Raw genomic sequence first — 12162 nt, 5'->3', positions numbered from 1 at the left:
GAGCCCTAGGCCGGGACGCGCGCGCCGTCCCAGGCGAAGACGCTTCCGGTGTCCGTCACGTCGAGCTCGCCGAGCACGCGCAGAAGATGAGCTGCGCTCTCGTCGGGTCGAAAGACGTCGGGGGCACCCGGATCTGGGCGGAAGGGCCGCGACAGGTTGGAAGCGACCGTGCCCGGATGGAGGCCGGCGACGATCGCGTGTGGGCGGCTGCGGGCCACCTCGATCGATAGGGTCCGCAGGATCTGGTTCAGAGCCGCCTTCGAGGCACGGTAGGCGTACCATCCGCCCGAGCGATTATCCTCGATCGAGCCGACCCGTGCCGACAAGACTGCGAACACGCAACGTCCCTCTCGTGCCAGCAGGGGGACGAAATGCTTGGCGACGAGGGCGGGGCCGATCGCGTTGATGGAGAACACGGCGGCCATCGCGCCGGGATCGAGCGCCTTCAGCGCCTTCTCGGGCGCGACGCCGTCCTGATGGAGGATGCCGGTCGCGACGATGACCAGACCGACCGGTCCGGCCTCCGCCACCGCGGCCGCGGCCGCAGCGATCGACGCCTCGTCGGTGAGGTCGATCGCGTGGCTGCGGATGCCGTGCGGGAACGATGGCTGCGAGCGCGAGAGGGCGAAGATCGGAGCGTAGGCTCCGCTCGCGGCCAGTCCGGAGACAAGGGCTCGGCCGATACCGCCGGAGGCGCCGATCACGACCGCGCTGGTCGAAGTCGATGAGGTCATGGCGACGTCGTCTCAGCGGGCGCGCGGATCGGCTAACTTCAGTGGAGACCAGCCCGGTTCGATGGCTGGCGTTGCCTCGCCCGATACATAGGCGCCCTCTGGCCGCTTGGCAGCCGCGATGACCGCGTCGTCACGCGCGCCCTTCCAACCTCCGGTCAGGACAAAAGCCTGATCCGCGCCATCGCAGGCGCTACAGGCTAATCGCGAACAGATCTCGATCTCGTCGCACGCGCAGGGCGGAGACCATCGGTCCGTCTAAGCGCAGCTTCCCCCGAAGATGCTCGACATCTTCGGGGGATCACTGACCGGTACAGTGAGCGCGGATATCGTCCGCTAATCGGCGCCCCTCTCGGACGCAGGCAGTCGAATGCCGCTCTGAGATATATCTCGCTGAAACCTCAGCAGGTTCAACTCAGAGCGGCAAGCAACTTAGGCCTTCTTTATCGTACGAGCCGTCGGCGTATCAGGAGCACCCTGTCGTCGAACCGCAGGTATCGCACTTCAGGCAGGTGCCGTTGCGGACCAGCGTGAAGTTCGCGCATTCCGGGCAGGCCTCGCCGACGTAGCCCTTCATCTTCGCCTCGGCCCGCCGGTCGGCGACGCTCCTCTCCGCCTTGGCGAAGGGGAGGGTGTCGGCGATCGTCTCGGTCTGACCGGCCACCGCAGGCTCCGCCTTCAGCGCCGTGCTGCCGCGGAGCGCGTGGACCGTGCCGCCGGCAGGCGCCGACTGGCCGGCGCTCGCCGCGCCGACGCCGAGGCTGGCACCGGCCGGGCCACCCTGGATCAGGGTGAGCCGGTCGGCCGAGCCGCGCAGCAGGCCGCGGGACACGACCGAGGAGGCCGGCGCGGGCTTCGGGCCCTCGCGGGTCGTGTCGCCGCTCTCGCCGCCGCCGATCACCGTGCCGCCGATCTCGGCGGGGCTGACATGGGCGAGGTCGGCGCGGCCGAGATACGAGACCGCCAGCTCGCGGAACACGTAGTCGAGGAGCGAGGTCGCGTTCTTGATCGCGTCGTTGCCCTGCACGAAGCCGGCCGGCTCGAACCGCGTGAAGGTGAAAGCCTCCACGTACTCCTCCAGTGGCACGCCGTACTGGAGGCCGAGCGAGATCGCGATGGCGAAGTTGTTCATCAGGCTCCGGAAGGTCGCGCCCTCCTTGTGCATGTCGATGAAGATCTCGCCGAGGCGGCCGTCGTCGTACTCGCCGGTGCGCAGGTAGACCTTGTGGCCGCCCACCACCGCCTTCTGGGTGTAGCCCTTCCGGCGGGCCGGCAGCTTCTCGCGGGAGCGGATCCGCTCGACGCGCTCGATCACCCGCTCGACAATCTTCTCCGCGGCCGCGGCGGCCTTGGCGGCGGCCGGGGCCTGGATCAGGGCCTCGATCCCCTCATCGGCCTCGTCTTCGTCATCCGAGATGAGCGCCGAGTTGAGCGGCTGCGACAGCTTGGAGCCGTCGCGGTAGAGAGCGTTCGCCTTGAGGGCGAGGCGCCAGGACAGCAGGTAGGCCGCCTTGCAATCCTCGACCGTGGCGTCGTTCGGCATGTTGATGGTCTTGGAGATCGCCCCCGAGATGAAGGGCTGCGCTGCCGCCATCATGCGGATATGGCTCTCGACCGAGAGGTAGCGCTTGCCGATCCGGCCGCACGGGTTGGCGCAGTCGAAGACCGGGTAGTGCTCGAGCTTCAGGCCCGGCGCGCCCTCCAGAGTCATGGCCCCGCAGATGTGGGTGTTGGCGGCCTCGATCTCCTTCTTGGTGAAGCCGAGGAACGGCAGCAGCTCGAAGGTCGGGTCCGACAGCTTCTCGGTGGGGACCCGGAGGGTCTGCGTGAGGAAATCGTCGCCGAGCGTCCAGCGGTTGAACACGAACTTGATGTCGAAGGCCGACTTCAGGCCCTTCTCCACCGCGGCGATCTTCTCGTCCGTGAAGCCCTTGGCGCGGAGCGTCGTCGGGTTGATGCCCGGCGCCTGACCCATCGAGCCGTGGCCGACCGCGTAGGCCTCGATCTCGGCGATCTCGGATTCGCGGTAGCCGAGCGCCCGCAGGGCGTCCGGAGCGGCCTGGTTGATGATCTTGAAGTAGCCGCCGCCGGCGAGCTTCTTGAACTTCACCAGGGCGAAGTCGGGCTCGATGCCGGTCGTGTCGCAATCCATCACGAGGCCGATCGTGCCGGTCGGCGCGATCACGGTGGCCTGGGCGTTGCGGTAGCCGTGCTCCTCGCCGAGCTTGAGCGCCCGGTCCCAGGCGGCGCGGGCATGGTCGCCCAGATCCGCCTGCGGGATGTTGGCGTGGTCGAGGGCGACCGGCGCGACGTTCAGGAACTCGTAGCCACCGGCCTCGCCGTGGGCGGCCCGGCGATGGTTGCGGATGACCCGCAGCATCGCGTCGGCATTCTCGTCGTAGGCCGGGAAGGTGCCGAGTTCCGCGGCCATCTCGGCCGAGGTGGCGTAGGCGACGCCGGTCATGATGGCGGTGAGGGCACCGGCGAGCGCCCGGCCCGCGTCGGAATCGTAAGGAAGGCCCATGGTCATCAGCAGGCCGCCGATATTGGCGTAGCCGAGACCCAGCGTCCGGTAGCGGTAGGAGAGTTCCGCGATCTCCTTGGACGGGAACTGCGCCATCATCACGGAGATCTCGAGCACCACCGTCCAGAGGCGGTTGAGGTGCTCGAAGGCCTCCACGTCGAAGCGCTTGGTGTCCCGGTCATACATCGTCAGCAGGTTCGCCGAGGCGAGATTGCAAGCGGTGTCGTCGAGGAACATGTACTCGGAGCACGGGTTCGAGGCCCGGATCCGCCCGCCCGCCGGGCAGGTGTGCCAGTCGTTCATCGTGGTGTTGAAGTGCAGGCCCGGGTCCGCAGAGGCCCAGGCGGCCTCGCCGATCCGCTCCCACAGGTCGCGGGCCTTCAGGGTCTTGGTGACTTTGCCGGTGGTGCGGGCGGTCAGCTGCCAGTCGGCATCCGCCTCGACGGCGCGCAGGAAATCGTCGGTCAGCGAGACCGAGTTGTTGGAGTTCTGGCCGGCGACCGTGAGGTAGGCCTCCGAATCCCAGTCGGTGTCGTAGACGGGGAACTCGATCTTGGTGAAGCCCTGGCGGGCGAACTGCACGACGCGCTTGATGTAGGAATCCGGCACGGAGGCGCGGCGGGCGGCCTTGATCTCGCGCTTGAGCGCCGGGTTCCGCTCCGGATCGAAGCAGGCATCGCCCTCGGCCTCGCACTGCGTGCAGGCCTTCATCACCAGGGTCAGGTGCTTGGAGACGACCTTCGAGCCCGTCACCAGGGCAGCGACCTTCTGCTCCTCCTTCACCTTCCAGTCGATGAAGGCCTCGATATCCGGGTGGTCGATGTCGACGATCACCATCTTGGCGGCGCGCCGCGTGGTGCCGCCCGACTTGATCGCGCCGGCCGCGCGGTCGCCGATCTTCAGGAAGCTCATCAGGCCCGAGGACTTGCCGCCGCCGCCGAGCTTCTCGTTCTCCGAGCGCAGCATCGAGAAGTTCGAGCCGGTGCCGGAGCCGTACTTGAACAGGCGCGCCTCGCGCACCCACAGGTCCATGATGCCGCCGTCGTTGACGAGGTCGTCCTGGACCGACTGGATGAAGCAGGCGTGCGGCTGCGGGTGCTCGTAGGCCGAGGCCGACTTGGTCAGCACGCCGGTCTGGGGGTCGCAATAGTAGTGGCCCTGGCTCGGGCCATCGATGCCGTAGGCCCAGTGCAGGCCGGTGTTGAACCATTGCGGCGAGTTCGGCGCCACCATCTGGCGGGCCAGCATGAAGCGCAGCTCGTCCATGAAGGCCGAGGCATCCTCCTCCGACGAGAAGTAGCCGCCCTTCCAGCCCCAGTAGGTCCAGCAGCCGGCGAGCCGGTCGAAGACCTGCGTGGCGGAGGCTTCGGAGACGAAGCGCTCGTCCTCGGGGATCTCGGCCAGGGCCGCGTCGTCCGGCACCGAGCGCCAGAGGAAGGAGGGGACCGCGTTCTCCTCGACCTTGCGCAGCCGCGCCGGAACGCCCGCCTTGCGGAAGTATTTCTGCGCGAGAACGTCGCTCGCGACCTGGCTCCAGCTCTCCGGCACGTCGATGCCGTCGAGGCGGAACACGACCGAGCCGTCCGGGTTGCGGATCTCACTCAGGGCCTTGCGGAAGGGGATCCCGGCGTAGGGCGATTGTCCGGCCGTGGTGTAGCGACGCTCGAACCGCATGAAACACACCTCTCCCGTCGGGACACGAGGGTCCCGGCCCCGCGCGACGCGGGGTCTAGCCCGATAGTGGGATTCGCGGCCGACCACGCCCGGCTGAGAGACGTGCCTCGGTCCCGCGAACGAAAATTAGGAACGGCCGCCCCTGCCCAACGCACCACTTCCGCGGGGCGCGACCGATGCAGGGAGATTACCGCCGCCTTCACTCTCACGTCAACAAGTGGTGTTCGACGGCCTTGTTCCCCGCTAGATGTTGTGCCGGCTCGCAAAAGCCTGTGGATATCGTCCCGGGCCGGGATAAGTGTCCTTCCGGCTTTCGGGAATCGGATCGGGAAAATTTTAGATCCACAACCCTAGGGAGCGGAACCGGCGGATGGCCGGAACCGGAGGCCGAAAGCGCGGGCCGAGCGTTGCCCCGGGGCGACACTTCCGTCATGCGGCTGGACTCACACGCGCGCGGTCACCATAACGGCGCCCACGAGCGCCCTCGCGGCGCGCCACGATTCCGGGACCGGCGATGGCGCTGAAGGACACTTTGCTGCGCATCTTCACGTGGTGGAACGGCCAGACCGTCTCCGTCGCGCTCCAGACCGCGCGCACCGGCATCTTCGTCGGCGAGGACGAGTTCGGGAACAAGTACTACAAGGCGGAGGGCGCGCTGATCGACCGCTCGGTGGGCTCGGAGCGCCGCTGGGTCGTCTACAACGGCTACGCCGACGCCTCGAAGGTGCCCCCCGGCTGGCGCGGCTGGCTCTGCCACAACGTCGACGTCGCGCCGAGCGAGGAGACCTACCAGCCGAAGGCGTGGCAGAAGCCCCATATCGAGAACCAGACCGGCACCGCGAACGCGTACCGGCCGGCGGGCTCGCAGCTCTCCTGGGGCCAGCGGCCGGCCGCGACGGGCGACTACGTGTCCTGGACGCCGGGCGAGTAGAGCCGCAACGCTTCGCGGAGCCGGCGCCCTTTTGCCGCCACCGTTCCGGTGTTCATGACGCGTCAATCCCGATCGCCCGCCGCGCACCCGTTGGCGCGGCCGGTCACCCTCGTCCAGGGGTCCGAGTCTTGAGCCGCATCACCGCCCTCGCACGCCGCGCGCTCGCCCCCGGCCTCGCGCTCCTCGTCTGCGCCGGCCCCGCCGCCGCCGACAAGATCAAGAACCCGACCGCGGTGTTCTCCGGCCTCGACAAGATCACCGGCCGGATCGTCAATTTCGAGGTGGCGGTCGACGAGACCGTGCAGTTCGGCGCCCTGCAGCTCACCCCGCGGGTCTGCTACACGCGGCCGCCGACCGAGAGCGCCAAGACAACGGCGTTCCTCGAGGTCGACGAGGTCACCCTCGACAACAAGTACCGCCGCATCTTCACCGGCTGGATGTTCGCGTCGAGCCCCGGCCTGCACGCGATCGAGCATCCGATCTACGACGTCTGGTTGGTCGACTGTAAGGGCGGCAGCGACGTGATCGCCGAGGCCAAGGAGCAGGAGGACGTCCCGGCCGTGGCGGCCAAGCCCGAGAAGGCGAAGCGCCCCGGCAAGGACGCGACCAAGACCGCCCAGCAGCTCAATGCCAACGGGCAGGTGGACGTGGAGGCGCCGCGCGGCGTGCCGGTGCAGCCCCGCCAGAAGCCCTCGCGGAAGTTCTTCCCGTCGAACGAGGGGCCGGCGCCGGCCCCGCCGCCGCAGCAGCAGCCGCAGAACCTGTTCGACGCGCTGTTCCGCTGACGCCGCGCGCGGGCGCGTCGTCGCCTCAGGCGACGTTGAGCCGTCGCCCGCGATTCCACGCCAGGAACGGGACGCCGGAGAGCAGTCCGGCGAGCGCCGCGCGCGTCTGGTGGCAACCGTTCACCGACACCCGGGGCAGGGCCTGGAGGTGCGCGGCGTGCTCGGCGAAGAGGTGGCCGGGCCGCGTGGTCACGGCCGTCGCGAAGCCCATCTCCCGCGCCAGGGCGAATTCCCGCGGACCGGCGGAGGTCGGATCCCCGACCGGGTAGGAGAGGTGCCGCACCGGCCGCCCGAGTTCCGTCTCGATCCGCGCGCGCCCCTCGGCGATCTCGCGCGCCGCGATCGCGGGAGCGTGCTTGGCGAGCATCGGATGGCTGACCGTGTGGGCGCCGACGGTGACGGCCGGGTCGGCGGCGAGGGCGCGCAGCTCAGCCCAGGACAGGCACAGGTCGGCGGCGAGGCGCCCGGGCGGGAAGCCGGCCTGCCGGCAGAGGGCCGCGATCCGGTCGAGGAGGTCCGCCTCGTCCCCGCGCCGCAGGTCGCGGTACAGGGCTTCGAAGGCCAGCGCCTTCTCCTGCGGGCTGCGCGCCGGAAGGTCGAGACTCCGCGCACCGACGTCGATGCGCACCCGGTCCAGGCGCGCGATCGCCTGCTCCAGCTCGATCCACCAGAGCCGCCCGGCCTGGTCGGCGAAGCCGCTGGTGACGAACAGGGTCCACGGCGCGCCGTGGCGGGCCAGCACGGGACGGGCGTGCTCGACGTTGTCGCGGTAGCCGTCGTCGAAGGTCAGGACCGCGAAGGGCGGCCCGTAATCCGGTTCGGCCAGCCGCTCCGGCACCGAATCGAGACCGATGATCTCGAAGCCGCGGGCATCGAGCTCGCGCAGGGTGAGATCAAGGAACTCGGGGGTGATGCCGAGCAGGCGGTTCGGCGCGAAGGCCGGGACCGGGTTGGGGCTGACGTGGTGGAAAGTGAGGATCACGCCGAGGCCGCGCGCCGCGGGGCTGAGCCAGCGGTCCGCCCCGAGCGCCTGGATCGCGCGGAACCCGGACGCGAAGACCCGATGCTTGGCACGCGACGACAGCATGGCCCTGAACCGTTCGGGCCCGCGGCCCAGCTCGGCACAGCCTTGGCTCGCCCGGGTAAACAAAGCCGAAAGCATGCGTGGCCGCGGCGAAAGCAAGCTATCATTAGCCACGACTGTTCTTTGACGGACCGTCCGGCGCCGGTATCGCGCCATCATCGATCGGAGTGACGGGCTGTTCAGCCGCTTGCCGTCAGGGTGCGCGCGGCACGGGATCGCGCGCGGTCCCCGGGAGATCGGGTCATGGCGGTCGGTGTCCACGTAGCGGGAACGGACATGGTCGATTCGCGCAGCGCCGGGGGGCTCGTCGCGGAGATCATCCCCGATCTGGCCGCCGCGGAGGCGCTGTGGCGGCGCCTGGATGCCGATCCGGCGAGCCTCGGCACGCCCTACCAGCGGTTCGACTGGATCAGCGCCTATCTGCGGGCGACGGGACAGGCCGAGCGCGCGCGCGTCGCGGTCCTGCGGGATGCCGACGGACGGCCGCGCATCCTCGTCCCGTTCACCCTGAGCCGGGAGCACGGGCTGCGCCTCGCGCGCACGGTCGGCGGCACGCACGCCAACTATCACATGCCGCTCTTCGCCACCCGCGACGCGGCGGCCGTCGGGCCCGGCGGCATCGTCGCGGCGCTGATCCGCGCCGGCCGCGCTGAGGGTATCGACGCCTTCGCGCTCAAGCACCAGCCCCGGATGTGGGACGGGGCGGCGAACCCGCTCGCCGCGACCGGCGAGGCGGAGGCCAGCGACGGCTACGGCCTCATGCTCGGGCCGGATCCGGAGGCGACCGTGCGCCGGGTTTTCAGCGCGGACGCCCGCAAGAAGCTGCGCTCCAAGGAGAAGCGCCTCGTGGAGGCGCACGGCGCGATCGTCTACCGCCGCGCCGAGACCGCCGACGAGGCGGCGCGCCTGCTGGCGGCGTTCTTCGCGCAGAAATCGGCCCGCTTCGCCGGCATGGGCGTGGCCGACCCTTACGCCGATCCCGCGATCCGGTCCTTCCTGACGGCCGCGTCGACCGGCGCCGAGCCCGCCGTGGAGCTGTACGCCCTGTGTCTCGCCGAGAGCGGCCGCGTCCTCGCCACCTTCGGCGGTGCCGTCAGCGACCGACGCTTCAGCGGCATGATGACGGCGTTCGACGGCGACCCCGAGGTCGCCCGTTACAGTCCCGGCGACCTTCTCCTGCAGCATCTCGTGCGCGACCAGACCGCCCGCGGCCGGCAGGGATTCGATCTCGGCGTCGGCGAGGCGCGCTACAAGGCCAGCATCTGCGACGAGACGATCAGCCTCGTCGAGACGATCATCCCGGTCACCCTGCGGGGCCGGGCCTACGGCGCCCTGCGCCGGGGCCTGACGCGGACGAAACGGCGGATCAAGCGCGACCCGCGCCTCTACGCCGCCCTCAAGCGGCTCCGCACCTTGCGCCGGTCCTGATCGGCGCGCGGCCTAGGCGGCGTTGAGGCGCAGCTCCGCCCGCGCCTCCTCGACATCGGACGCGGCCGGGCGATCCTGCGCGACCAGGATCTGCCCCGCGCCGGCCTCCTCGGCGAGGGCGTAGAGGTCGGCCAGCGCCGGATCCTCGGCATCGGCGTTCGACGCGATGACGACGCTGTCCATGAAGCCGGCCACGAGCTCGAGGAGGTCGACGGCCCCCGGCGCGGCGTGGAGACGGAAGACCACCCAGTCGTAGGCCTCGGCCATGGCCTCGAAGGTCAGGGCCAGGGCATCGGGCTCGTCGAACAGGACGGTCGACTCCAGCAGCCCCGCCTCGATCCGATGCTGGCCGCCGTCCCGGCGTGCCTGGATCACGTCGAGGAACGCGGCCTCGCCGGCGATGAGGTCGGCGAAGCCGAGCCGCGCCGTGCCGTCGTTCGGCAGGTTCAGGTCGACGGCGACGAGGCTCCCCTCGCGACCGAGGGCGCGGGTCAGGGCCTCGGGCAGCGTCGGGACGCCGCCACGGGCTTCGGTCTCGACGATCAGGACGCGGCGACCCGCCTGCGCCTCCGGTGCGCGGGGCGCCGCCGCGATGCGCGCGACGAGCGGCGCGAGATCGAACGTGTCGGGAGAGCGGATCGCCGCGGCCGCGGCGGGCGCCGCCGACGCGGCGGCAGCCGCGCCCGACGCCTCGGACCAGCGGGCGGCCGGCGTCGCCTCCGGGAAGGTGAAGGACGGCCGATCCAGCACCGGCTCGCGGCGCCGCCGATCGTCTGCCGGATCGCCGTCGCGGTCGCCGGCGGCGCGGCCGGACTCGACCAGCAGCGCGCTGGCGATGACCCCGCCGACCGAGAGCATCAGCGTCAGCAGCGTCGCGAAGGCGACGATCGGCAGCTTCTTCGGGAAGGACGGAACCTCGGGCGTCACCGCGCGGGACACGATGCGGGCGTCGGCGGGGGTCGCGGCCTCGCCGTCGCGCGCCGCCGCCTCGCGGTAGCGGCCGAGATAGGATTCGAGCTGCTCGCGCTGCGCCTTGGCCTCGCGCTCCAGCGCGCGGAGCTGGATCTCGCTGGCGTTGCCGCGGACGACGACGTCCTGCTGGCCGTCGACGGCGGCCTGGAGGCTCTCGACCCGGGCGCCCGCGATCTTGGCGTCGTTCTCCATCGTGCGCACGACGCGCTCGGCCGAGGCCTTGATCTGGGCGTCGAGATCCTCGAGCTGGGCGTGCAGCTCCTTGATCCGCGGGTGAGCCGGCAGGAGGGTCCGCGACTCGAGGGCGAGCTGGGCGCGCACGGAGATCCGGTTCTCGACGATCCGGCGGATGACCTCATTGTTCGCGACGTCGGGAATCTCGAAGGCGCGCCCGTCCTTGATCAGGTCCTTGATGGCCTTCACCTTGCCGTCGAGGTCGGCCTTCAGGCTCCGCGCCGCGGAGAGCTGGCTCGACAGCTCGCCGAGCTGCTGGGCGTTGAGCGGCCGCCCGGCCAGGCCGGTGCTGCCCACGAGGCCGTTCTTGGCGCGGAACGCCTCGACCTTGGCCTCCGCCTCGGCGACGCGCTTGCGCAGCCCGTCGATGTTGCCGCCGAGCCAGGTGGAGGCGTAGCGGGCGGTGTCGACCTTATCAGCCTCCAGCGAGCCGATGTAGAGCTTGGCGATGGTGTTGGCGGCCTCGGCCGCGAGCTTCGGGTCCTTCGCGCGGAACTCGATCGTCAGGATGCGCGACTTGCCGGCAGGGAAGACCAGGAGGTGGTCGAAGTAGGCGTCGAGGACCCGGTCCTCGGCGGGGCGGTCCAGGGGATTGGGACCGATGCCGAGCATCATCAGCACGCGCTGCACGGCGCCGATGCTGCCCGCGCCGGGATCGAACTCGGCGTTGCCGACGAGCTTGAGCCGGCGGATCGCCTCGCGGGCGAGATCGCGGGACATCACGACCTGCACCTGGCTCGCCACCGCCTGCTCGTCGATCGGCGCGAGCTGGTCGCCGCGCTCCTGCGCGGTGCGGGCGAAGGCCGGGTCGCGGCTCTCGAGGAGCACCTTCGCCTCGCCGGTGTAGCGCGGGCTGACCACGTTGACGAAGACGCTCGCGCCCAGGGCGACCACCAGGGTCGGCCCGACGATCCAGCCGATCGAGCGCCGCAGGATCCGCGGCAGCTGCGCGAGGCCGAGGCCTTCCTCGGCGCGCGGCTGGGATCCGGGCACGGCGTAGGTCGAGCGTTGACGGATCGTGGACATGCGGACGCTCTGAACGCGGAGACAGGCCGGGCGGGCATTACTGCCGTCCCGCGGCCATTAGTGGATGTTAAGGTTGCTCAAGAGTTAAGGGCCGCGCGGACCGGTGACGGCGCCGCCTCCGTCGCGCGGTGATCAAGTTTCATTAACCTTAACGGCCTACATCACCCCGCAACTGCATCCATGACGGCGATGGTGATGAACCGGCGCGCTCTGCTCCTCGCACTCGGCTCGACTCTGGCGCTCGGCGGCTGCCTGCGGCCGAGCTTCCGCACCGACCAGCTCGATGCCACCGGCACCGGCTCGATCGCCGCGCGGTACACGCTGGCGGCGGGCGATAAGCTGCGGGTGATCGTGTTCGGCCAGGACAACCTGTCCAACATATACGCGGTCGACGGCGCGGGGCGCATCGCCATGCCGCTGATCGGGACCGTGCAGGTGGGCGGCCAGACGACCGCGCAGGCGGCCAAGGCGATCGAGGCCAAGCTGGCCTCCGGATACGTGCGCGAGCCGCACGTCACCGTGGAGGTGGACGCCTACCGACCGTTCTACATCCTCGGCGAAGTCACCACCTCCGGTCAGTACCCGTTCGTCAACGGCATGACCGTTGAGACGGCGGTGGCGATCGCGGCCGGTTTCGGCCCGAGGGCAGCGCGCGATTACGCCGTCCTGACCCGCGACGCCGGCGGCTCGCTGATCTCCGGGATCGTGCCGATGACCTACGCGGTCCGGCCGGGCGACACGATCGTCATCAAGGAACGCTTCTTCTGAGCGGC

The 12162-nt window shown here is 70.3% G+C and carries 8 protein-coding genes; 4 read left to right on the top strand and 4 right to left on the bottom strand.

The window, feature by feature from the left end; genetic code table 11:
* Window positions 1-5: 5 nt before the first annotated feature.
* Window positions 6-734, bottom strand: coding sequence for an SDR family NAD(P)-dependent oxidoreductase (locus tag BLW78_RS09165; protein WP_091678764.1), 729 nt, complete (start codon window positions 732-734; stop codon window positions 6-8).
* A 463-nt stretch (window positions 735-1197) separates the two neighbouring features.
* Window positions 1198-4929, bottom strand: coding sequence for a vitamin B12-dependent ribonucleotide reductase (locus BLW78_RS09160; protein WP_091678761.1), 3732 nt, complete (start codon window positions 4927-4929; stop codon window positions 1198-1200).
* A 514-nt stretch (window positions 4930-5443) separates the two neighbouring features.
* Between BLW78_RS09160 and BLW78_RS09155 the strand changes: the two genes are divergently transcribed.
* Window positions 5444-5860 carry an NADH:ubiquinone oxidoreductase subunit NDUFA12 gene (locus BLW78_RS09155; protein ID WP_020091666.1) on the top strand — a complete coding sequence of 139 codons (417 nt, stop codon included), beginning with the start codon at window positions 5444-5446 and terminating at the stop codon, window positions 5858-5860.
* Window positions 5861-5988: 128 nt separating this feature from the next.
* Window positions 5989-6645 carry a DUF2155 domain-containing protein gene (locus BLW78_RS09150; RefSeq protein WP_056521486.1) on the top strand — a complete coding sequence of 219 codons (657 nt, stop codon included), beginning with the start codon at window positions 5989-5991 and terminating at the stop codon, window positions 6643-6645.
* Window positions 6646-6670: 25 nt separating this feature from the next.
* Here BLW78_RS09150 and BLW78_RS09145 read toward each other — a convergent pair whose 3' ends face one another.
* Window positions 6671-7732, bottom strand: a complete 1062-nt coding sequence (locus tag BLW78_RS09145; RefSeq protein WP_091678758.1) for a polysaccharide deacetylase family protein — start codon at window positions 7730-7732, stop codon at window positions 6671-6673.
* A 240-nt stretch (window positions 7733-7972) separates the two neighbouring features.
* On the opposite strand from BLW78_RS09145, the gene BLW78_RS09140 reads away from it, so the two are divergent.
* Window positions 7973-9157 (top strand): GNAT family N-acetyltransferase, encoded by a 1185-nt coding sequence (locus BLW78_RS09140; RefSeq protein WP_091678756.1) that lies wholly within the window; start codon window positions 7973-7975, stop codon window positions 9155-9157.
* A gap of 12 nt (window positions 9158-9169) precedes the next feature.
* On the opposite strand, the gene BLW78_RS09135 is transcribed toward BLW78_RS09140, so the two are convergent.
* On the bottom strand, window positions 9170-11389 hold the full coding sequence (locus BLW78_RS09135) for a GumC family protein (RefSeq protein WP_091678753.1): 2220 nt from the start codon (window positions 11387-11389) through the stop codon (window positions 9170-9172).
* Window positions 11390-11578: 189 nt separating this feature from the next.
* Here BLW78_RS09135 and BLW78_RS09130 point away from each other — a divergent pair, with 189 nt between their 5' ends.
* Window positions 11579-12157, top strand: coding sequence for a polysaccharide biosynthesis/export family protein (locus tag BLW78_RS09130; protein WP_020091671.1), 579 nt, complete (start codon window positions 11579-11581; stop codon window positions 12155-12157).
* Window positions 12158-12162: the final 5 nt, after the last annotated feature.

Origin of the sequence: Methylobacterium sp. 275MFSha3.1 (genome assembly GCF_900108435.1) — a bacterium.
GTDB lineage: Bacteria > Pseudomonadota > Alphaproteobacteria > Rhizobiales > Beijerinckiaceae > Methylobacterium.
The sequence above is the reverse complement of the archived record's forward strand: the minus strand, read 5'-3'. Positions and strand labels throughout refer to the sequence as shown.

What these genes read in the sequence shown, in the direction of transcription:
- BLW78_RS09165 (WP_091678764.1), bottom strand. Translation starts at nt 734, where the DNA reads ATGACCTCATCGACTTCGACCAGCGCGGTCGTGATCGGCGCCTCCGGC.
- BLW78_RS09160 (WP_091678761.1), bottom strand. Translation starts at nt 4,929, where the DNA reads ATGCGGTTCGAGCGTCGCTACACCACGGCCGGACAATCGCCCTACGCC.
- BLW78_RS09155 (WP_020091666.1), top strand. Translation starts at nt 5,444, where the DNA reads ATGGCGCTGAAGGACACTTTGCTGCGCATCTTCACGTGGTGGAACGGC.
- BLW78_RS09145 (WP_091678758.1), bottom strand. Translation starts at nt 7,732, where the DNA reads ATGCTGTCGTCGCGTGCCAAGCATCGGGTCTTCGCGTCCGGGTTCCGC.
- BLW78_RS09140 (WP_091678756.1), top strand. Translation starts at nt 7,973, where the DNA reads ATGGCGGTCGGTGTCCACGTAGCGGGAACGGACATGGTCGATTCGCGC.
- BLW78_RS09135 (WP_091678753.1), bottom strand. Translation starts at nt 11,389, where the DNA reads ATGTCCACGATCCGTCAACGCTCGACCTACGCCGTGCCCGGATCCCAG.
- BLW78_RS09130 (WP_020091671.1), top strand. Translation starts at nt 11,579, where the DNA reads ATGGTGATGAACCGGCGCGCTCTGCTCCTCGCACTCGGCTCGACTCTG.